This is a genomic window from Pseudomonas bharatica, assembly GCF_048586865.1.
In the GTDB taxonomy this organism is placed as follows: domain Bacteria; phylum Pseudomonadota; class Gammaproteobacteria; order Pseudomonadales; family Pseudomonadaceae; genus Aquipseudomonas; species Aquipseudomonas bharatica.
On sequence record NZ_JBMAWR010000002.1, the window covers coordinates 104,986 to 125,617 of the forward strand.

16 protein-coding genes are annotated in these 20,632 nt (G+C 60.2%); 11 read left to right on the top strand and 5 right to left on the bottom strand.

Going from position 1 to position 20,632, the window contains the following annotated elements; translation table 11 throughout:
* Positions 1–302: 302 nt before the first annotated feature.
* The 3 genes from ACKLLE_RS02925 to aptA form a co-directional block, all read right to left on the bottom strand.
* A complete protein-coding gene (locus ACKLLE_RS02925; RefSeq protein WP_420056737.1) occupies positions 303–1,607 on the bottom strand; it encodes an aspartate aminotransferase family protein in 1,305 nt (434 codons plus the stop codon).
* Between the two features lie 106 nt (positions 1,608–1,713).
* The gene (locus ACKLLE_RS02930; RefSeq protein ID WP_420056738.1) at positions 1,714–3,210 is read right to left on the bottom strand and encodes a CoA-acylating methylmalonate-semialdehyde dehydrogenase; all 1,497 of its coding nucleotides are present in this window, start codon (positions 3,208–3,210) and stop codon (positions 1,714–1,716) included.
* Between the two features lie 76 nt (positions 3,211–3,286).
* Complete coding sequence (aptA, locus tag ACKLLE_RS02935; RefSeq protein ID WP_420056739.1) at positions 3,287–4,633, bottom strand: omega-aminotransferase AptA; 1,347 nt, start codon at positions 4,631–4,633, stop codon at positions 3,287–3,289.
* Between the two features lie 101 nt (positions 4,634–4,734).
* Between aptA and ACKLLE_RS02940 the strand changes: the two genes are divergently transcribed.
* From ACKLLE_RS02940 to ACKLLE_RS02990, 11 genes are all read left to right on the top strand, one after another.
* Positions 4,735–5,655 carry a LysR family transcriptional regulator gene (locus ACKLLE_RS02940; protein ID WP_420056740.1) on the top strand — a complete coding sequence of 307 codons (921 nt, stop codon included), beginning with the start codon at positions 4,735–4,737 and terminating at the stop codon, positions 5,653–5,655.
* A gap of 123 nt (positions 5,656–5,778) precedes the next feature.
* Positions 5,779–6,711 carry a transporter substrate-binding domain-containing protein gene (locus ACKLLE_RS02945; protein WP_420056741.1) on the top strand — a complete coding sequence of 311 codons (933 nt, stop codon included), beginning with the start codon at positions 5,779–5,781 and terminating at the stop codon, positions 6,709–6,711.
* Between the two features lie 52 nt (positions 6,712–6,763).
* Positions 6,764–7,585 carry an amino acid ABC transporter ATP-binding protein gene (locus ACKLLE_RS02950; RefSeq protein ID WP_420056742.1) on the top strand — a complete coding sequence of 274 codons (822 nt, stop codon included), beginning with the start codon at positions 6,764–6,766 and terminating at the stop codon, positions 7,583–7,585.
* 10 nt (positions 7,586–7,595) lie between these two features.
* Positions 7,596–8,267: an amino acid ABC transporter permease gene (locus ACKLLE_RS02955; RefSeq protein WP_420056743.1), complete on the top strand. Its 672-nt coding sequence runs from the start codon at positions 7,596–7,598 to the stop codon at positions 8,265–8,267.
* A 10-nt stretch (positions 8,268–8,277) separates the two neighbouring features.
* Positions 8,278–8,943, top strand: a complete 666-nt coding sequence (locus tag ACKLLE_RS02960; RefSeq protein WP_420056744.1) for an amino acid ABC transporter permease — start codon at positions 8,278–8,280, stop codon at positions 8,941–8,943.
* Between the two features lie 49 nt (positions 8,944–8,992).
* Positions 8,993–9,868, top strand: coding sequence for a 4-hydroxy-tetrahydrodipicolinate synthase (gene dapA / locus ACKLLE_RS02965; protein WP_420056745.1), 876 nt, complete (start codon positions 8,993–8,995; stop codon positions 9,866–9,868).
* 58 nt (positions 9,869–9,926) lie between these two features.
* Positions 9,927–11,207, top strand: coding sequence for an NAD(P)/FAD-dependent oxidoreductase (locus tag ACKLLE_RS02970; protein WP_420056746.1), 1,281 nt, complete (start codon positions 9,927–9,929; stop codon positions 11,205–11,207).
* A complete protein-coding gene (locus ACKLLE_RS02975) occupies positions 11,204–12,685 on the top strand; it encodes an aldehyde dehydrogenase family protein (RefSeq protein ID WP_420056747.1) in 1,482 nt (493 codons plus the stop codon). The genes ACKLLE_RS02970 and ACKLLE_RS02975 overlap by 4 nt, the downstream gene beginning before the upstream one ends.
* A 10-nt stretch (positions 12,686–12,695) precedes the next feature.
* Positions 12,696–13,724, top strand: a complete 1,029-nt coding sequence (locus tag ACKLLE_RS02980) for a proline racemase family protein (protein ID WP_420056748.1) — start codon at positions 12,696–12,698, stop codon at positions 13,722–13,724.
* Between the two features lie 214 nt (positions 13,725–13,938).
* Positions 13,939–14,643, top strand: a complete 705-nt coding sequence (locus tag ACKLLE_RS02985) for a GntR family transcriptional regulator (RefSeq protein ID WP_420056749.1) — start codon at positions 13,939–13,941, stop codon at positions 14,641–14,643.
* A 493-nt stretch (positions 14,644–15,136) separates the two neighbouring features.
* On the top strand, positions 15,137–15,892 hold the full coding sequence (locus tag ACKLLE_RS02990) for an SDR family NAD(P)-dependent oxidoreductase (RefSeq protein WP_420056750.1): 756 nt from the start codon (positions 15,137–15,139) through the stop codon (positions 15,890–15,892).
* A gap of 56 nt (positions 15,893–15,948) precedes the next feature.
* Here ACKLLE_RS02990 and ACKLLE_RS02995 read toward each other — a convergent pair whose 3' ends face one another.
* Together ACKLLE_RS02995 and ACKLLE_RS03000 are read right to left on the bottom strand one after the other, a co-directional pair.
* Positions 15,949–18,063 (bottom strand): TonB-dependent receptor family protein, encoded by a 2,115-nt coding sequence (locus tag ACKLLE_RS02995; RefSeq protein ID WP_420056751.1) that lies wholly within the window; start codon positions 18,061–18,063, stop codon positions 15,949–15,951.
* An 89-nt stretch (positions 18,064–18,152) separates the two neighbouring features.
* Positions 18,153–20,552 carry a membrane-bound PQQ-dependent dehydrogenase, glucose/quinate/shikimate family gene (locus ACKLLE_RS03000; protein WP_420056752.1) on the bottom strand — a complete coding sequence of 800 codons (2,400 nt, stop codon included), beginning with the start codon at positions 20,550–20,552 and terminating at the stop codon, positions 18,153–18,155.
* Positions 20,553–20,632 lie beyond the last annotated feature (80 nt).

Genomic DNA, 20,632 nt, shown 5'->3' on the forward strand with positions numbered 1-20,632 from the left:
TTGTTATCGTTGTTGCGCAAGGTCGCTGCCGAACCACCAGAGCGACCAAGATCGTGGAATAGAGGTGGGACACCTAAAACAAAAAAAGGCCGCCAGCGTGGTGGCGGCCAGGTCTTGGGCCGAAGCTTCGACTAAGTGGTGAGGAGGTGTGTGCCCGCCGCCCAGGTTGGCTGCGGGCAATCCGCAGAGAGCGCTCTGCGTGCACTGATACCGGCTTCATCAATACGCTGGGTGAGAACAGCCGATGACGCCCATACCCGGTTTTGTGGCCAACATCCATCGACGCTGGCCCTGTACAACAATTAACCCAGTACCGAGCCGATCACTTCATCGAGGATGGCAATACCGGCCTCAACTTCTTCAGCTTTGATGATGCAAGGCGGTGCCACGTGAATACGGTTTTCGACCACGAATGGCAGCAGGCCCCGCTCCAGCAACTTGTTCTTCAGCGCAAGCATGGTGTGTGCGGCCAACGGCGCACGGGTCGCCTTGTCGCTGACGAATTCCAGCGCCCAGAAGACGCCGGCACCACGGACTTCGCCAATGGCCGGATGACGCTGCTGCAGTTCACGCAGACGCGGGCCCAGCTGTTTCTCGCCGATTTCCTGGGCGTTCTCGACCACGCGCTCTTTGCGCATGGTGTCGATCGACGCGACAATCGAAGCCATGGCCAGCGGGTGGCCGGAGTAAGTCAGGCCGCCTGGGAAGAAGTGGGTGTCGAAGTAGCTGCTCAGTTGCTCCGAGATCACCACACCGCCGACAGGTACGTAGCCCGAGTTCACACCCTTGGCGAAGGTGATCAGGTCCGGCACCACGCCGTAGTGCTCGAAGGCGAACCACTTACCGGTACGACCAAAGCCAGCCATGACTTCGTCGAGGATCAGCATGATGCCGAACTCGTTGGCCAGTTCACGCACGCCCTGCATGTAGGCGGCCGGGGTCACCAGCACACCGGCAGTACCCGGCAGGCTTTCCAGCAGAATGGCGGCGATCGAGTTCGCGCCTTCGCATTCGATCACACGGCGCAGGTGACGCAGGGCGCGTTCGGTTTCTTCAGCCTCGGTCTGGGCGTTGAACTCGCTGCGGTACAGGTATGGGGTGAAGAAGTGCACATGGCCACGGGCGTACTCGTTCGGCACACGACGCGGATCACCAGTGGCGACGATCGCCGAGCCGGTGTTGCCGTGGTAGGAACGGTAGGACGACAGCACTTTGTCACGACCGGTGAACAGACGCGCCATGCGGATCGCGTTTTCGTTGGCGTCAGCGCCACCGTTGGTAAAGAAGACCTTCTTGAAGCCGGCCGGGGCCTGCTCGATGATGCGTTTGGCGGCTTCGCCGCGCACCAGGTTGGCTGTTGCTGGGGCAATAGTAGCCAGAGCGCCGGCTTGTTCCTGAATGGCCGTGATGACCGCTGGGTGCTGATGCCCCAGGTTGGTGTTAATCAGTTGGCTCGAGAAGTCCAGGTAACGCTTGCCGTCGTAGTCCCAGACGGTGCTACCCTCGCCCCCGGCGATCACCAGAGGGTTGAGTGTTCCTTGCGTAGACCACGAGTGAAATACGTACTCGCGATCAAGATCTTTCACGTATTGATTGGTAATCGCCATGATGCTTTTCGACCTGCTAATTGCGTGAAGAGTGACGAACGCCTGCGCCATCGCGGTTCTCCGTCAGAACAGTGAACGGCGCAGGCATTCGAACCAGGGGCTTGCCTTAGCTGTTGCTAGGGAAAGCGAATTGAGCAGCCTCATGGCTGGTGCGTTTCGGCCAGCGCTGGGTGATGGCTTTCTTGCGGGTGTAGAAGCGCACACCGTCTGGACCATAGGCGTGCAGGTCGCCGAACAGCGAACGCTTCCAGCCGCCGAAGCTGTGGTAGCTCACCGGTACCGGCAGCGGCACGTTGACACCGACCATGCCGACTTCGATTTCGTCGCAGAACAGGCGCGCCGACTCACCGTCGCGGGTGAAGATGCAGGTGCCGTTGCCGTACTCGTGGTCGTTGATCAGTTTGATCGCCTCTTCCAGGCTGTTCACGCGCACCACGCACAGTACCGGGCCGAAGATCTCTTCTTTATAGATGCGCATTTCCGGGGTAACGCGGTCGAACAGGGTGCCGCCCACGAAGTAGCCGTCTTCGTTGCCCGCTACTTTGAAGCCACGGCCGTCAACTACCACCTTGGCACCGGCGGCAACCCCGTCATCGATGTAGCCCAGCACCTTGTCACGCGCAGCAGCGGTGACCAGCGGGCCCATGTCCAGACCGCAGGAAGTGCCGGCACCGATCTTCAGCGCCTTGATCTGAGGTTCGAGCTTGGCGATCAGGGCATCTGCCACCTGGTCACCCACGCACACAGCCACAGAGATCGCCATACAGCGCTCGCCGCACGAACCGTAGGCGGCGCCCATCAGCGCGCTGACGGCGTTGTCCAGTTCGGCGTCCGGCATCAGCACCGCATGGTTCTTGGCGCCGCCCAGCGCTTGTACGCGCTTGCCGCGCTTGGTGCCTTCGGCGTAGATGTACTCGGCAATCGGGGTCGAACCGACGAAGCTCAGGGCTTTCACTTCAGGCGCTTCGATCAGTGCGTCCACGGCTTCCTTGTCACCGTGCACAACGTTCAACACGCCTTTTGGCAGGCCGGCTTCGTGCAGCAGTTCGGCGATCAGCAGGGTCGAGCTTGGGTCACGCTCCGACGGTTTGAGGATGAAGCAGTTGCCACAAGCGATGGCCAGTGGGTACATCCACAGCGGCACCATGGCCGGGAAGTTGAACGGGGTGATGCCGGCGACCACGCCAATTGGCTGCAGGTCGCTCCAGGCGTCGATGTTCGGGCCCACGTTGCGGCTGTACTCGCCCTTGAGGATCTCGGGAGCGGCACTGGCAAATTCGACGTTCTCGATACCGCGTTTGAGTTCACCCACGGCGTCTTCGATTGTCTTGCCGTGCTCTTCACTGATCAGATGGGCGATGCGCTGCTCGTTGGCTTCCAGCAGTTGCTTGAAGCGGAACATCACCTGCGCGCGCTTAGCCGGCGGCGTGTTGCGCCAGGCCGGGAACGCTGCCTGGGCGGAGTCGATGGCCTTCTGCACAGTGGTGCGGCTAGCCAGACCCAGCTTGTGGATCGCCTGGCCGGTAGCGGGGTTGAATACGTCGGTGGTGCGTGCAGCGTCTGCGACGTGTTCACCGTGGATCAAGTGCTTGATAGTGGTCATCATCTTTCCTCAAGTTTGGTGACAAGCTGACTATTTGTTGTATTAAGGAAGCTCCCGCCACGCGAGAGCGTGCTGATCAGTTGATACCTTGCAGGGCTTCGCCCACGGCATCGAACAGACGATCCAGTTCCTGGGGTTTGGTATTGAACGTTGGGCCGAACTGCAGGGTGTCGCCTCCGAAGCGCACGTAAAAACCTGCCTTCCACAACGCCATGCCCGCCTCGAACGGGCGAATCAGCGCATCGCCATCCCGTGGCGCAATCTGCAACGCCCCGGCCAGGCCGCAGTTGCGGATATCGACGATATGCCGGCTACCCTTAAGGCCATGAATGGCCTTCTCGAAGTACGGTGCCAGTTCCGCCGACTGCTGAACCAGATTGTCCTTTTCCAGCAGGTCCAAGGTGGCCAGGCCAGCTGCGCAAGCGACTGGATGGGCGGAATAGGTATAACCATGGGCGAACTCGACGGCGTATTCGGGAGACGCCTGGTACATGAAGGTGTTGTAGATTTCGCTGGAGGCAACCACGGCACCCATTGGGATGGCACCGTTGGTGACCTGCTTGGCGATGTTCATGAGGTCCGGGGTAACGCCGAAGTACTCGGCTCCGGTCATGGTCCCCATACGCCCGAAGGCCGTGATCACCTCATCGAAAATCAGCAGAATGTTGTGCTGGTCGCAGATCTCGCGCAGGCGCTGAAGGTAGCCTTGCGGCGGCACGATGACACCCGCCGAGCCCGACATCGGTTCGACAATGACTGCTGCGATGTTGGAGGCATCCTGCAGTTCGATCAGCTTCAGCAATTCATTGGCCAAGGCCACACCGCCCGTCTCGGCTGCCCCCTTGGTGAAGGCTAGGTCTGGCTGCAAGGTGTGCGGGAGGTGGTCGACATCCATCAGCGGGCCGAACATCTTGCGATTGCCACCGATCCCGCCCAGCGACGTGCCGGCGACGTTCACGCCGTGGTATCCGCGGGCACGACCAATCAGTTTGGTCTTCTGCGGCTGCCCTTTCAGGCGCCAGTACGCACGCGCCATCTTGATGGAGGTGTCGGCGCTCTCCGAACCTGACCCGGTGAAGAACACGTGATTGAGATTGCCCGGTACCAGGCCGGCAATCTTTTCGGCCAGCTGGAACGACAGTGGGTGGCCATACTGAAACGCTGGCGAGTAATCGAGGGACACCAATTGCTTCGCGACCGCGTCAGCAATTTCCTGCCGGGAATGGCCCGCTCCACAGGTCCACAATCCCGAGAGGCTATCGAACACCTCTCGGCCATGCTCATCGATCAGGCGATTACCTTTGGCACCCACGATGAAGCGCGGGTCTTTCTTGAAATTCCGATTGGAGGAAAATGGCATCCAGTGCGATTCGAGCTGGAGGCCACTGGCCAAGGAGAGAGATGTCTGCAAGGCCTGGTTCATGACGGTAATCCTGAGCGTGGAGTGATGGGTCTAGCTTGTGCTGGAAAGTCATATGCGATAAATCTATATTTTCTTGCACTCAGTTATTGGATAACTCACGCATGACCAAGAAGACGCCCCTGCATCAGGTAAGTGATTTTGATCTCAGGCTGCTGCGGGTATTCAAAACCGTCGCCGAATGCGGCAGTTTTTCCGGTGCCGAAAGTGCGCTGGGCATCACTCGGTCGGCCATCAGCTTGCACATGGGCGACCTGGAAAAACGTCTGGGGATGCGCCTGTGCCAGCGCGGTCGAGCAGGCTTTGCCCTCACCGACGAAGGCCGTGAGGTGCTGCGCGCCAGCGAAACCGTGCTGGTGGCCATCGAGGGCTTTCGCAGCGAAGTGAACCAGATGCACCAGCAATTGCGCGGCGACCTGAACGTGGCGATCATCGACAATCTTGTCACACAGCCGAAGATGCGCATCACTCATGCGCTCAAAGCCGTGCGCGCCGAGGGCAGTGGCGTGCGCATCAACCTGAGCATGAGCACCCCTGGCGAAATCGAGCGCGGCCTGCTCGATGGCCACCTGCATGTCGGCGCCGTACCGCTGATCTCACCCCTCTCCGGTCTGGACTACAGCCTGCTCTACGAGGAGCGTTCGAACCTGTATTGCAGCCATGAGCATCCGCTATTCGCCCATGCCGCCAGTGTTACTGACGAGCAACTGGCGCAGGCCGATGCCGTGGTGCCGACCTACCGCCTGACAGCCGAGGCGATCGGTTTGCACCAACTGCTCAACTTCGGGGCTTCGGCGACTGACCGTGAGGGTATTGCGTTTCTTATCCTGACTGGCAGCTACATCGGTTTCCTGCCCGATCACTACGCCGCCGCTTGGGTGGAAAAAGGCATCATGGCAGCGCTTGACCCCGATCGCCTGCACTTCGATGCCAAGCTCGCCATCGCCACCCGAAAGGGGCGCCGACCGAACATGATCCTTGAGCGCTTTCTCAACGAATTACAGTTGACCGGCAGCCCCACCTAGCTCCACCTCCCTCCATTCCTCCCGCACATGTCCCCAATCACTTTGACAGGTGGTCGGGGACGCTTTGCTTCAAAAAATTCTTTCAAGCGTGTTGACAGGTTGCGCAAAGTCGCAATAGCCTGAATGCATCGCTGCACACAGTGTGGCACTCAAATAAAACACAGCGATTCGTTTGCTTGCTCTTCTGCCTACAAAAACAAATTACCGGAGAGATTCAACATGGCACGGTCCCTTTCACGCAAAGTCAGCGCCGGCGTTGCATGCCTTACCGCAGCGCTGGCGTTGCTGTCGCAACCTGCGGCACAGGCCGACACCCAAACCTGGCAAAACGTCCAGAAAGCCGGCGTACTGCGTTGCGGCGCAGCTGTCGCGGCACCCTATGTGATGCGCGATCCGGCCTCAGGCCAATACAGCGGCTACTTCGTTGATTTGTGCCGCGACTTCGCTGAAAACGTGCTCAAGGTAAAAGCGCAGTTCGTCGACACCAGCTGGGATAACCAGGTGGCTGGCTTGCAAAGCGGTAAGTGGGACATGGCTATGGCGCTCAATATGACGCCTGAGCGTGCACAAGCAGTGGCCTTCTCTACCCCAGCCACTGACTACCAGGTTTCGTTGCTGATCAACGAGAAGAACCCGAAGTTCAGCGGTGCCGGTAACGCCATCACTGATTTCGATAAACCTGGCGTCACCATTGCGGTCATCTCCGGTACCGCCGCCGACAAAGCCGTCACCGCCGCCATCAAGAACGCCACGTTGATGCGCCTGCCTGGTTCGGACGAAACGCGCATGGCGCTGATGTCGCGCCGCGCCGATGTGCTGGCTGACGCCAACGACACCAACCACCTGTTCGCCATGGCCAACAGCTGGGTCAAGGAAGTGCTCCCTGTCCCCGCCATGGCCAAGCAGGGGGTGTCCTTCGCCCTCGCCCATGACACGCCTGCTGCAGACCTTGCCCAGCTCGATGCCTACCTGACTCAGCGTCGCGAGTCCGGTGAAATCGACAAACTGGTGGACAAGGCCAGCGCCGAAATCATCGCGGGCGGCAAAGCCCAGTAACTCCAGCGGACATATAGAGGGCCTCGCAGCAGGCCCTTCGGAGACGACTGTAATGACCACACCTCATTTGGTGGCTTCCCAGCCACAGGCTTCGCTCAACCCGAATTCAGACATGAACGGCAATTTCATCCAACTGCGCAGCGTGCGCAAAGCCTACAGCGAGCAGCTGGTGGTCATGGACCAGATGAACCTGGACATGCGTGCCGATGATCGCCTCGTCATCATCGGCCCATCGGGCAGCGGCAAAAGCTCGTTGCTGCGCGTTCTGATGGGGCTCGAAGGCATCCAGGGCGGCAGCATTCAGTTCCAGGGCAAACCTTACATCGACGGCGCGCGCAAACAGGGCAAGCCGCTGGATGAAACCTTGCACAAGCAGATCGGCATGGTGTTCCAGCACTACACGCTGTTCCCGCACTTATCGGTACTGGGCAACCTGATTCTGGCGCCAGTCAAGGTGCATGGTCTGAGCAAGGCCGAAGCGACTGAAAAAGCCCGTACCTACCTCGCACGTCTGGGCTTGGAAAGCAAACTGCATGCTTATCCTTCGCAACTCTCAGGTGGCCAGAAACAGCGTGTGGCGATTGCCCGCGCGTTAATGCTCGAACCCCGCCTGATGCTCTTCGACGAAGTGACCTCGGCGCTGGACCCGGAAATGGTCATCGAAGTGCAAAACGTGATGATGCAACTGGCCGAGCAGAAGATGGCGATGATCATCGTCACCCACGATATGCACTTCGCCCGCCACATCGCCACCCGCGTGGTGTTCTGCGCGAATGGCAAGGTCGTCGAGCAGGGCCATCCCGAGCAAATCTTCACCCAACCCAGGGAAGCCCGCACCCGCGAGTTCCTGGAAAAGGTCGTGCAGTTCGATTGAGGGCACTGCCATGAACTACCAATTTGACTTCCACTTCCTCAGCGGCAGCCTGCCGGCGCTGCTCGACGGGCTCAAGGTAACGCTGGAACTGGCGCTGGTCTCGAACCTCATCGGTATCGTCTGCGGCTTCCTGCTGTGCTTGATGACCCTGAGCCGCTGGTTCTTCATTCGTTGGCCGGCACAGCTGTTCATCGAGTTTTTCCGCTGCACCCCGGCACTGCTGCAGATCGTCTGGTTCTTCTATTGCGTACCGATGCTGTTCAACGTGTTCATCGACCCCATCGCCATGGGTTTCCTGGCATTGGGCCTGAACCTCACCGCGTTCAACGCCGAGGCTTACCGCGCCGGTGTGCAGGCGGTGCCGCGCGAGCACCTGGATGCTTCCATCGCCCTGGGTCTGAAGTCGTGGCAACGCACGCTGTACGTGATCCTGCCGCAATCGCTGCGCAGCGCCCTTCCGGTGCTTATCACTAATGGCATCGGCACCCTGCAGCAAAGCGCACTGGTGGCCATCGTCGCAGTGGCGGACCTGATGTACGTGGGCAAGAGCCTCGCCACGGAGGCGTACCGCCCACTGGAAACCTACACCCTGATCGCCCTCATCTACTTCGCCTTGTCGCTGCCGATCGCGCAGTTGGTGCAGTGGTTCGAGCGTCGCCAGGAACTGGCCGGACAGCGCTGAGGAGATAACCATGCCACTCGATTTCTCGGTTGTACTGGGCTACTGGCCGGTATTGCTCAAGGGCCTGGCCCTGACCCTGGCGTTCACTGGCGCCTGCGCGTTGCTGGGAAGCCTGCTCGGCTTCACGGTCAGCATGCTACGCCAGGTCAAGCTAAAGGTAGTGCAGCTGCCACTGATGCTTTACGTGGAGTTTTTCCGCGGCACGCCGCTGCTGATCCAGCTGTTCTGGGTGTTCTTCTGCTTCCCGGTCGTGTTCGGCCTGGATATCCCGCCGTACGTCTCGGTGCTGATCGCCCTAACACTGTTCATGGGCGCGATCACCAGCGAAACGTTCCGCGGTGCGCTCAAGTCGATTGCCAGCGAACAACATGACGCCTGCACCGCCCTGGGGCTGACGTCCAAGGTGAAGGTGCTGTACGTGATCTTCCCTCAGGCCCTGTTGCGTGCCGTACCGCCACTGCTGTCGAACGTGGTCAGCCTGTTCAAGGAGAGCGCGCTGATCTCCTCGGTAGGCGTCGCCGACCTGATGTTCGTCGGCCAGAACATTTCCAACAGTACCGCACGCCCAGTCGAGTTTCTCTCGGCGGTGGCGGTCATTTACTTCCTCGTAGCCTTCCCACTGACCCGCTTGGTCGGTGTGGTCGAAGGGCGCCTGCTGCGCCGCTATGCCTACTGACGCGACCTGACCGGTCTTGACTACTGTAATAACCCTACGGAGATTCAACATGAAACTGAACGGTATCCTGCCAGCCCTGGTTACCCCATTCGACGCCGCAGGCAAAGTCGACCACGACACCCTGGCCTCGATCCTTGAGCATCAACTGAAGGCAGGCGTGAGCGGCTTCGTTCCGCTGGGCTCGACTGGTGAATACTACGCACTGGCCAACGAAGAACGCCGCCAGATCCTGGCGACCGTCAAGGAAGTGGTCGGTGACCGCGGCACCCTGATCGCCGGCGCCAACGGCTCGTGCACCCGTGAAGTGCTGGAGCAGATCAAGCAGACCGTCGACGCTGGCTACACCAACCTGCTGATCGCCCCGCCTTACTACGCACTGCCGTCCCAGGAAGAGCTGCTGGCCCACTACAACACCATTCTCGAAACCTTCCCCGAGATCAATGTTGTGCTCTACAACTACCCGATCCGCACCAACGTCGAGGTCGGCCTGGACGTGATTGCTGCGCTGCATGAGCACCCGCGTGTGATTGGCATCAAAGAGAGCAGCGGCAACTTGTTGCGCGCCATCGAAATCGGTGAAAAATACAAAGGCATCCAGCTGTCCTGCGGCTCCGACGACCAGGCCCTGGACTTCTACCTGTGGGGCGCCGACAGCTGGATCTGTGGCCCAGCCAACATCTTCCCGGAGAAGGTCGTTGCCTTCCACAAAGCCTTCACCAGCGGCGACATCCGTGGTGCCCAGCAAGTCATGCGCAGCCTGTTCCCGGCCATGGCCAACCTGGAAAGCGGCAAGTTCGTGCAGAAGGTCAAGTACGGCGCCGAACTGGCCGGCTTCAAGGTCGGCAACGCGCGTGCACCGCTGCTGCCGCTGACCGATGATGAAAAAGCCGAATTCCGTAAAGTGTTCGAAGCTTCGCAGCAGTAAAGCAACACGGGGCCGCCTGGCGGCCCCTTCGCAATCTCTCTTGATACGAGACAGACTCATGAACACCCCACAATCGTCATCGCAGAACGCCGTAGTCATCGGCGGCGGTATCGTCGGTGTCTGCTGCGCGCTGTACCTGCAGCGCGAAGGCCACAAGGTCACGCTCATCGACCCCGCCGCACCGGGCGACAGTACCGCCAAGTGGAGTTGCGGTCAGATGGCGGTCAGTGAAGTCATTCCACTGTCCAAGCCTGGCATCCTGATGAAGATCCCGGGCTGGCTGCTGGACCAGAAGGGCCCCCTGGCGCTGCGCCCGAGCGCGCTGCCGGGCATCCTGCCCTGGTTCCTGCGTTTTCTGGCCTGCGCACGTTCGTCGAAGATCAACGAGATCGCCGAGGACATGGCGCGCCTGACTCAACATGTCTACACCGACTACGCCCCGCTGCTGGATGCCTGCCCGGACAAATCCCTGCTCGGTGATCGGCCCATCCTCGAAGTGTTCGACTCGCCAGCTGGCCTGGCTCATGAACGCCCGCACCTGGAGCTGCGCAAACAACTGGGCTTCAAGTCCGAAGAACTGGACGGAGCCGCCATCGGCGACCTGGAGCCGGCACTGGCCGGCAAGTTCCAGCATGGGCTGATGTTCCCTGACTGGCGCGCCGTCAGCGACACCGAAGGTTTCATTGCCGCGCTGACCGAAAGCTTCATCGTCCAAGGTGGCGTGCGCCTGCGTCAGAAGGCCGTGAAAATCGATGAAAACCACGACCGTGCCACGGGTGTAACCCTAGACGACGGCACCCGCCTGCCAGCCGACCACGTGGTAGTCGCGGCGGGGACAGGCGCACGCCCGTTCTTCGACAGCCTTGGGGTGAACATCCCGCTGGCCGGCATTGCCGGCTACCAGGCCGTGTTGCCCACGCCCGATGTCGAAATCCGCCACTCGGTGATCTACGCCGACGGCGGCTTCTGCTTCGCCCCGATGACCCGCGGCCTGCAGATCGGCGGCACCATCGAGTTTGCTGCCCCTGGCGCCGAACCGAACTTCAAGCGCGCCGAAATAATCATGGAAAAGGCGCGTCGAGTACTGCCACAACTCAATACCCAGGGGATGGAGTTCGGCGTCGGCTACCGGCCGTTCCTGCCTGATACCAAACCGGTCATCGACCGCTCGCCCCGCCTGAAAAACGTGATCATGGCCTTCGGCCACGGCCAGCTCGGCCTGACCCTGGGGGCCACCACCGGCCGCCTGGTCGCCGACCTGGCTGCAAACCGTACACCGGCACAAAATCTGTCCGCATTTAGCGCTCGTCGCTTCGCCCTTATTGGAGGTACTGCATGAACCGCTACGACCAGTTCTATATCAATGGCCAATGGGTCAGCCCTGTCAAAGGTGGCAGCTTCAATTCGTATGACCCAAGCGACGAAAGCCTGATCACCAGCGTGGCATCGGGTACCGAAGAAGACATCGATATCGCGGTCAAGGCTGCCCGCGCCGCCTTCGACGAGGGCCCGTGGCCGCGCCTGAGCGGTGCTGAGCGTGGTGAGTACCTGCGCAAGATTGCCGACGGCATCCGCGCCCGCCAGGAAGAGCTGGCCGAACTTGAAGTGCGCGACAACGGCAAGCCGTTCCCGGAAGCCATGTGGGACATCGGCGACACTGCCGGCTGCTTCGACTTCTACGCCAAACTGGCCGAGGAACTCGACCGCCATCGCGAGAAAGACGTCGCGCTGTCCGATGACCGCTTCAGCTCCATCGCCCGCAAGGAGCCGATCGGTGTTGCCGGCGCCATCGTGCCGTGGAACTTCCCGATGCTGATGGCTTCGTGGAAAATCGCCCCTGCGCTGGCCGCCGGTTGCAGCATCATCCTCAAGCCCGCCGAGCAGACCTCGCTGACCGCCCTGGAACTGGCCCGCATCGCCGATGAAGCTGGCCTGCCACCGGGTGTGCTGAACATCGTTACCGGCCCAGGCTCCAAGGTCGGTGCCGCCCTGACCGCGCACCCTGGCGTGGACAAGCTGGCCTTCACCGGCAGCGTGCCGGTCGGCAGCCGCATCATGCAAGCCGCCGCGCAGGACATCAAGAATGTCACCCTGGAGCTGGGCGGCAAGTCGCCGTTCGTGATCTTCGCCGACAGCGACATCGAAAAAGCCGTCGAGTGGATCATGTTCGGCATCTTCTGGAACAAGGGCGAAGTCTGCTCCGCCACCTCCCGCGTGCTGGTCGAGCGCTCGGCCTATGAGCCGCTGCTCGCTCGCCTGGCCGAGGAAACCCGCAAGATCAAGATCGGCAACGGCATGGAAGAAGGCGTGCTGCTGGGCCCGCTGGTCAACCGCAGCCAATACGAAGGTACACTGAAAGCCATCTCCCGCGGCCAGGAAGAAGGCGCACGTCTGGTCTGCGGCGGCGAGCGCCCGGCGCACCTGGACAAAGGCTTCTACCTGCAACCGACCGTATTCGCCGATGTGCCGGAAGACAGCTGGATCTGGAACGAAGAGATCTTCGCCCCGGTCGTGTGCATCCGCCCGTTCGACACCGAAGAGGAAGCGGTCAAGTCGGCCAACAACTCTCGCTTCGGTCTGGGTGCCGCAGTCATGTCCAAAGACATCGAGCGCTGCGAACGCGTCGCACGCAAGTTCCGCGCCGGTATCGTCTGGATCAACTGCTCGCAACCAACCTTCACCGAAGCACCGTGGGGTGGTTACAAGACCAGCGGCATTGGTCGCGAGCTGGGCGAATGGGGCCTGAACAACTACCTGGAAACCAAGCAGATCACCCGCTACGACAGCGAACAGCCTTGGGGCTGGTACATCAAGTGAGGTAACACCCATGCGTTGGAAACAGACGCTTCAGCTGGCTGAGGTGCACTGCGAAGGCGAGATCGGCAAGGTCATCACCGGGGGCGTCATCGGCGTCCCGGGTGCCACCATGCTCGACAAGATGAACTACATCAACGAAGTCGACGACAGCCTGCGCCGCCTGGTCACCCTGGAGCCGCGCGGCTGCCTGCAGATGTCGGTCAACTTGCTGCTGCCGCCCACTCGACCCGAGGCCCACGCCGGCTTCATCGTGCTTCAGGCCGACAAGGCTCACCCTATGTCGGGTAGCAACTGCATCTGCGTCGTCACCGCCTTGCTCGAACTGGGCATGGTGCCGATGCAGGAGCCGGAGACCACGGTGGTTCTGGATACGCCGGCAGGCCTGGTTACCGCTCGCGCCCAGTGCGCGGACGGCCGCTGCCTGAACGTGTCGCTGGACATGGTGCCGGCCTTTGTCGAGCACCTAGACCTGGAGATTGAGACCGAAGCCTTCGGCACGATCAAGATCGATGTGGCGTTCGGCGGTGTGTATTACGCCCTGATCGACGTCGAGCAAGTCGGCCTCTCGATCGCACCGGAAAATGCCCGGCAGCTGGCTGATGCTGGCGTAGCGTTGAGGGCCGTGATCAACCGGCAACTGAACATCCAGCACCCCTTGCTTCCCTCTGTGAACGAGGTGGCGTATGTGATGTTCCGCAACCGCCTGGATGATCGCACCTACCAGACCTGCACCACCCTGCCCCCGGGCCGGGTTGACCGTTCGCCCTGCGGCACTGGCAGCTCGGCAAACCTGGCCACCCTGGCGGCACGCGGCAAAGTGAAGGCCGGGGACCATCTGGTGTCACGCTCGACCATCGGCGGTCAGTTCCAGGTGGCCCTGCTCGGCGACACGGAAGTCGCTGGCAAGCCGGCGGTACTGCCTCGCGTGACCGGGCGGGCCTGGTTGTATGGTCTTCAGCAGCTGGGCGTCGACCCAGATGACCCGCTCGGCGCAGGCTTCATGCTGAGTGATACTTGGGGAGAAGGTTTGCCCCAATGACCCTACAAACGAGCCTGGCCTATGGCCAGGCTCGTTAATAATGCCCAAAACAAACCGTAGCCATGCACAAATGAAGAGGGCTCCATACTGTCCATTACCTGGATGAAGGGTTTTTGATCCAGTGCCTACCAATTCATTAGGGCGGCCGACAGGAGTTGCCTCATGACAAGCCTTGGCCTGTATGATATGAGCCAAGCGCATACGAGACCTGATGATGACTAAAGATAACGATAAAGAAAGTGGCGTCCGCCGCCACAGTGGGCGCTACATCTACGAAGAGCTGCGCAAGCAGATTTTGACCCTGAAACTCAAACCCGGGGTGCAGCTGGACGAAGTGTCCCTTGCCGCTCAATTCGGCCTCTCCCGCTCCCCTGTGCGCGATGCACTGGCTCGGCTGATCACTGAAGGGCTGGTGGTCATCTTGCCAAACCGTACAACCTTGGTGACACCCTTCGAGATCGAAGAGTTTCCAAACTACATCTCGGCGCTGGACCTGATGCAACGTGCGGTCACTCGCCTGGCAGCCATTCAACATCGTGCGGAAGACCTCGAAAAAATTCGCAAAGCCGACGCCGATTACCTCAAAGCAGTAACAGCGGGTGACTTCCAGTCCATGTCGGAGTTGAACAAGGCTTTTCACATGGCCATTGCGCACGCAGGACGCAACCCTTATTTCATCAACTACTACGAACGTCTGTTGGGCGAAGGTCAGCGTTTGCTACACCTGCACTTCGACCATATCGTAAGTTCGGCCAGTACTCACAAACTGGGTCGTGACCATGATGAAATTATCGATGCTATTGCTGCACGTGATGCCGATGCCGCTGAAGCAGCTGCGCATGAGCACACCATGTTGTTCCAGCGGCGTTTTCTGGATTACATGCAGCAGAATCTCACTGCGCGCATGTCGGTTGCTTAAGGATGAATTCTTCAAGCGCGGACAGAAGGCTCAACTAATGAGCTGAAAACCGCGCGCTCCTACCCTGACGCAACCTTTCCCCATCGTCAGATGCTGTACACCCCACCTTTTCGCTTAACCGCTAATTGTCTGCGTCTGTATTGGCCATGTCATGCGATGCTGTCGACGTCGCCAACTCCGTTGCCCAATGATGGCCCCGCCAAAGACCTGCCGCTTTCTCGACAGCTCAACCTTTCTCTCCTTTGGCAATCCCCTATATAGAGATCATGTCAGTGGCCTGACGATGCTGCTGAAGTCAGCCATGGCGACAGTTCGGGGGCATGTCAAAAAATGGCAAGCTTCCGTTCATCCCAGGCTTTTTTCGGGCGACTCAGTTGATTGTACTTTGCCTGTTAACGGCGATTGACAGACTCTCGTATTACTCGATACTTTTTGCACGCAGCACTGCACACACAAAAATAATGTACCGATCACTGTTTACTGGGAGTTCAGAATGAACAGATTCGAGAACAAAGTAGCGATCGTAACTGGAGGCGCTGGCGGTATCGGCTCCGCAATCGCTACACGCCTTGCAAGCGAAGGCGCGACCGTCATAGTCAGTGACGTAAACGTGCTAGCAGCAGAAGGCGTTGTCAAAGCGATCGAGGGCTCCGGTGGCAAGGCAATTGCCATGGCAGCGGACATCGGTTCGGGTGAGGCTTGTCGTGGACTCGTTGAGTCGGTCGTTGCTAAATTCGGACGCATCGACATCCTGGTCAACAATGCCGGTGTCAATCGGCGCGGAAATCTCCTGGCGGTGAGTGAGGAGGATTGGCACACCAGTTTCGCCATTAATCTGGACTCGATGTTCCACCTCTGCCGCGCAGTGCTGCCCGTCATGATCCAGAATGGTGCCGGCGCGATCGTCAACACTGCCTCGCAGTGGGGCTTGTACCCTGCACCTGGCCACATCGCATACAACGTAACCAAAGCAGCTGTGGCTTCATTCACCCAGAACCTGGCGCGGGACTATGCGCCTCAGAACATTCGCGTAAACGCCGTGTGCCCGGGCGAGATACACACTCCAATGCTCGAAGCAGGTGTAGTCAGGTCAGGCCGGACCATCGCCGATCTGGACAAAATGGTACCGTTCGGACGCATCGGTAAGCCTGAGGAAGTCGCTGCATTGGTTGCCTTCCTGGCCTCCGACGAGGCGGCCTTCATGTGCGGCTCACTGGTTGAGATCACAGGCGCACAGGCCGTAGCCTAACTGAACTGCGCCCTGTCGCAATCAATGCGACAGGGCAAGCTTAGACAGCTCACAAACTATCGAAACGCATACTCAAACCCTGTCCCGGCATACCAGGAACGACCGGGCGCTGCCTCGTAATAGCGCCCGTTTCCGTCCCCGACAATTACCGAACCGACGTACTGCCGGTCAAGCAGGTTGTCCAGCCGCACCAGTTGGTGGAAGGTCCACGCCCCGACATGCTGCTCGAACCGCGTGCGCCAGTTGAACACGGCATACGCCGGCGCCGGCTTGGCGTTGTTGCTGTCGTCCACGTACACCTTACTGCGGTACTGCCCTTCAACCCCCATGCTGATGGACGACACAGGCTTCCACACCAGCTCGCCATACAGATTGTCGAGCGGCACACCTGGCAGCCGGTTACCACGTTCTATGGTCTGGCTGACGTCATCGGCATAGCGGGCGTCGGTGCGGGTATACACCCATGTGGTCTGCCACTGCTCGCTCAAGTCACTCTGCAGGCTTGCCTCAAAGCCGCGTCGTACTGTGCGCCCCGCATTGCGATAGCTGGTTCGCCCCGCGGTCGCGCTGGCCACGACGATTTCGTCACCGGTATGAATCTCATACACCGCCGCATTCAGGCGCGTGCGTTCGCCAAGCCGGTATTTCAAACCTATTTCGTACTGCATGCTGGTGGCTGGCTTCAAACCGAAGTTGAAGCTTTCGACCTCGCCTGGCGCATAGGCCATCTCGGCCTGCGTGGGGGTTTCGAAGCCTTTGCCAACGCTCACATAGCCGCGCAGGTCGGGTGTGAACGCGTACATCACCGACAAGGATGGCGACGCCTGCTGGTACTGCTTCGAGCCGCTGGAGTCGCCGTTGGCCAGGTAATGATCGTCAACACGCATTTCCATGGTGCTGTAGCGCAGCCCCAATTCGCTGGTCCAGTTGCCGATTTCCCAATGCGCCTGCAGGTACGGGTCCAGGCTGGTGGCGGTGTCCTGCTCGTCACGGCGCAGTTCGCCCTTCACGCCCAGTTGGTCGCCGCTGAAGTTCTGGTACCCGCGGCGGTCGTCTTTGCTCTGGTCATAGTCGACGCCCACGGTAAGGGTGAAGTTACCAGGCACGTCGGCAATCGGCTGGATCCACCGCAGCGTACCGCCGTGGAACTCACGGTCGAAGTCCACCACTCCGCCACCCCGCTGGCTGTTGGAGGCCACCGTTCGGGGGATGGACAAGTACTGCACCACGGTGCGCCGGCCCGCATACAGGTTGAACTGCAGCGTGGCATCGCCAAAGTAGCGCTCGTAGTTCATGCCCAGTTGCTGGTGGTCGATACTTTTGCGGGTGTTGTAGGTTTCAGCCACAGCCGCCGTGGAACGCGGGTCATGCTTGTAGGCCTCCCAGGTCTGCCCCAGCGGGTCCTGCGTATTGTTCTGCTCCAGGCTGCTGTAGATCAGCGCCATGCGCGAGTCTTCATCAGGCTTGAAATGGACCTTGGCAAAGGTCTGGTCACGGCGCGCGGCACTGTGGTCGCGGTAGCCATCGGTATCCAGGCGCGAGACATCCAGCACGAAACCGGCGGTATCGCTGCCACCCTCGGCAGACAAGTGGTTCTTGTTGAAACCGTCGCTGCCAAAGGTGGTTTCGGCACCCACATGGGCCGGCCCCTGCCCGTCCCGGCTGAACATCTGGATCACGCCGCCGGCGTTGCTGCCATACAGCGTCGCGGCCGGACCGCGCAGCACCTCAAGCCGGTCGGCCACATCCAGGTTGAGCGTGGCTGCCTGGCCTTGCCCGTCCGGCGTACTGGCTGGAATACCATCGCTCAGCAACTTGATGCCGCGCACCCCGAATGCTGAGCGAGCACCATAGCCCCGCGAGGATATCTGCAGGTCCTGGGCATAGTTCTGGCGATTCTGTACCACCAGCCCAGGTACTTTGGTCAATACTTCTGACAGATTGACGCCAAGCTGGCCACCCGTGCCTTGGGACAGGTCCACGGTATCGACTGAAAACGGCAAGTCGAAACTGGCGGTCGGCGCATATGACCCGGTAACTACGGTCGGCTCGACGACAACGCTTGTCGGGCTGTTCGAATCGGCGTGGACCTGGGCGCTCACGCTCCCGGCCAAGAGCACGGTGAGGCCTGCCCTGAGGCAGACAGGCAAAGATGAAGAAGTTTGGTGCATAAGACAGAATCGAATCGTTGGAAGAAGAAACGGCCCAGGTCGGTATGTCGCCGAGCCTGGGCCGTCCGTGACAATGCCGTTAGTCTTGCTTATGGCAAGGCGTAGGCAATCACGCTGTCGCTGCGTTTGTCAGAGTGCGGCGAACCACCGGCGAAGATAACCACGTACTGCTTGCCAGTCTTCTGCGAACGGTAAGTGATCGGGCCGCTCTGACTGCCAGCAGGCAGGCGCGACTTCCACACTTCATCACCGGTGCGGCTGTTGTAGGCGCGCAGGTAGAAGTCTTGGGTGCCAGCGAAGAACAGCAGACCGGATTTGGTGGCCAGCGATGGGCCGAGCGTCGGCATGCCGAGCGGCAATTGCAGGCCAGTGGCGATGTTCAGCGGACCGGTGTCCTGCACTGTACCTACCGGGACCTGCCAGACCAGTTTATGGGTCTTCAGGTTAATGGCCGACAGCGTGCCAAAAGGCGGTGCTTGGCAAGGTACGCCCAACGGCGACATGAAGCGTTCACGCCAGGTGCCGAACGGCGTCCCTTTCTGCACGATGATGCCCATGCCTTCACTGCTGCCGGTACCAGGCGGAATGTCCTTGGCCGGGACCATGTTGTAGTGCAGGCCCAGACGCAGGTCGTTGACGAACATCAGGTTGGTGGTCGGGTCGACCGATACGCCGCCCCAGTTCATGCCACCCAGCGAGCCTGGGTACTGGATTGCCCAATCTTCACCCGGCGGTGTGAAGATGCCGTCATACCGGCTCGACTTGAAGATGATGCGGCACATCAGCTGATCGAACGGCGTTGCGCCCCACATGTCGGACTCTTTGAGCGTTTCGTTGCCGATGTTCGGCATGCCCACGGAGTGCGGCTGAGTCGGCGAGTAACGCTCACCGGGCAGGTTGCCCTGCGGCACCGGAAGCTCTTTGATGTCGGCAAGCGGTTTACCGTTGGTACGGTCCAGCAGGTAGATCATGCCGGTCTTGGAAGTGACCGAAACTGCCTTGGACACGGAGCCATCGTCGTTCGGAATGTCATAGATCAGCGGCTGACCGGTGACGTCGAAGTCCCAGATGTCATGGTGAACGGTCTGGAAAGACCATACTGGGCGACCGGTGGCAACGTTGACCGCTACAATCGAGGAGCCATACTTATCGTCTGCTTCAGTGCGGAAGCCCGCCCAGAAGTCAGGCGTGGCGTTGCCGGTAGGCAGATACACCATGCCGAGCTCGGCATCGTACGAGGCTGCAACCCAGACGTTCGGCGTGCCACGGGTGTACCCTTCTGGCGACAGCGGTTCACGGGTCACTTCAGGATTGCCCGGATCCCATGCCCATACCAGGGTACCGGTGACAGCGTCATAGGCACGCACGACTCCCGGTGGCTCACCGGTCTCGAAGTTATCGATCACACGGCCACCGACGATGACCAGGTTGCCTGCCAGCAGAGGGGTAGACGACTGCTGGTAGTAACCAGGTTTGACTTCGCCCATGCCGACTTTCAGATCGACCGCGCCGTTGTCGCCGAAGTTGGCGACCGGTTTGCCGGTGTGAGCGTCGATGGCCATCAAACGACCATCACCCGTCGGGAAGATCAGACGCTGTGGGCTGACCGATGCGTCCAGCGCAGCACCTGGTTCAGCGCCTGGAACATCAACGACCTTCTTCGCGGTGGTGGCGTCGAAGTACGCCATCCCTCGGCAACGCTGGTAGGTCGAATTGCCTTTGCCGGCAGCGAAGCGCCAGTTTTCTTTACCCGTATCGATGTCGTAGGAGATGACAGTGCTGTAGGTCGTGCAGACATAGAGGCTGTCACCAATCTGGAGCGGCGTATTCTGGTCTTCTGCGTCACCAAGACCAGGTACTACAGCTTCGCCGGTGTGAGCAGTCCAGGCCACCTGCAAGTCCCTGACGTTCGCTGGCGTGATGTCACCCAGACGCGAGAAGCGCGAACCGTGAGTATCCCCCGCCCAGGCCTTCCAGTCGCCTGGTTCGCCTTCGGCCTTCTCTACTGCAACGTCCTGCGCAGCCGCGACCGACTCAGCATCACGAATGATGTTCTTGGGTTGGAAAGCGCTGAACGCCGTGATCACGATACCAACCGACGCGACGGCCCCTAGTGCCATGCCGGTAATTCGGGCTTTGCGGGCCCGCGTGAAAAGCGGTACCGAAAACGCTACGGCAGCACCAATGAACGCGAAAGCGAACACCCGCGAAAGAAGCGGCCAGAACTTCAGGCCGACATCAAGCAGAGCCCAGATAGCGGTGTACGAAACGACTATCGCAATTAGCAGTACGCCGAGGAAACGGCGTCGAATGATCATGGCACCTGCTGCAATCAACAGGACGCCGGCGATCATGAAGTACCAGCTACCGCCCAGCGACGCCAGCCACGCACCGCCACCGACAAAGTAAAGACCCGCCAGCAGAATTATCGCGCCGAGGGTCGCGAGCCACACGCGTCCCACGCGGCTCGGAATCACATCGTTTACCACGTTTAAAGTCCTTCCAAGGTTACCGAAGGACAGATTGTCGCATGCATGCAACACAGCATACAAACATGAAGACCCATTTG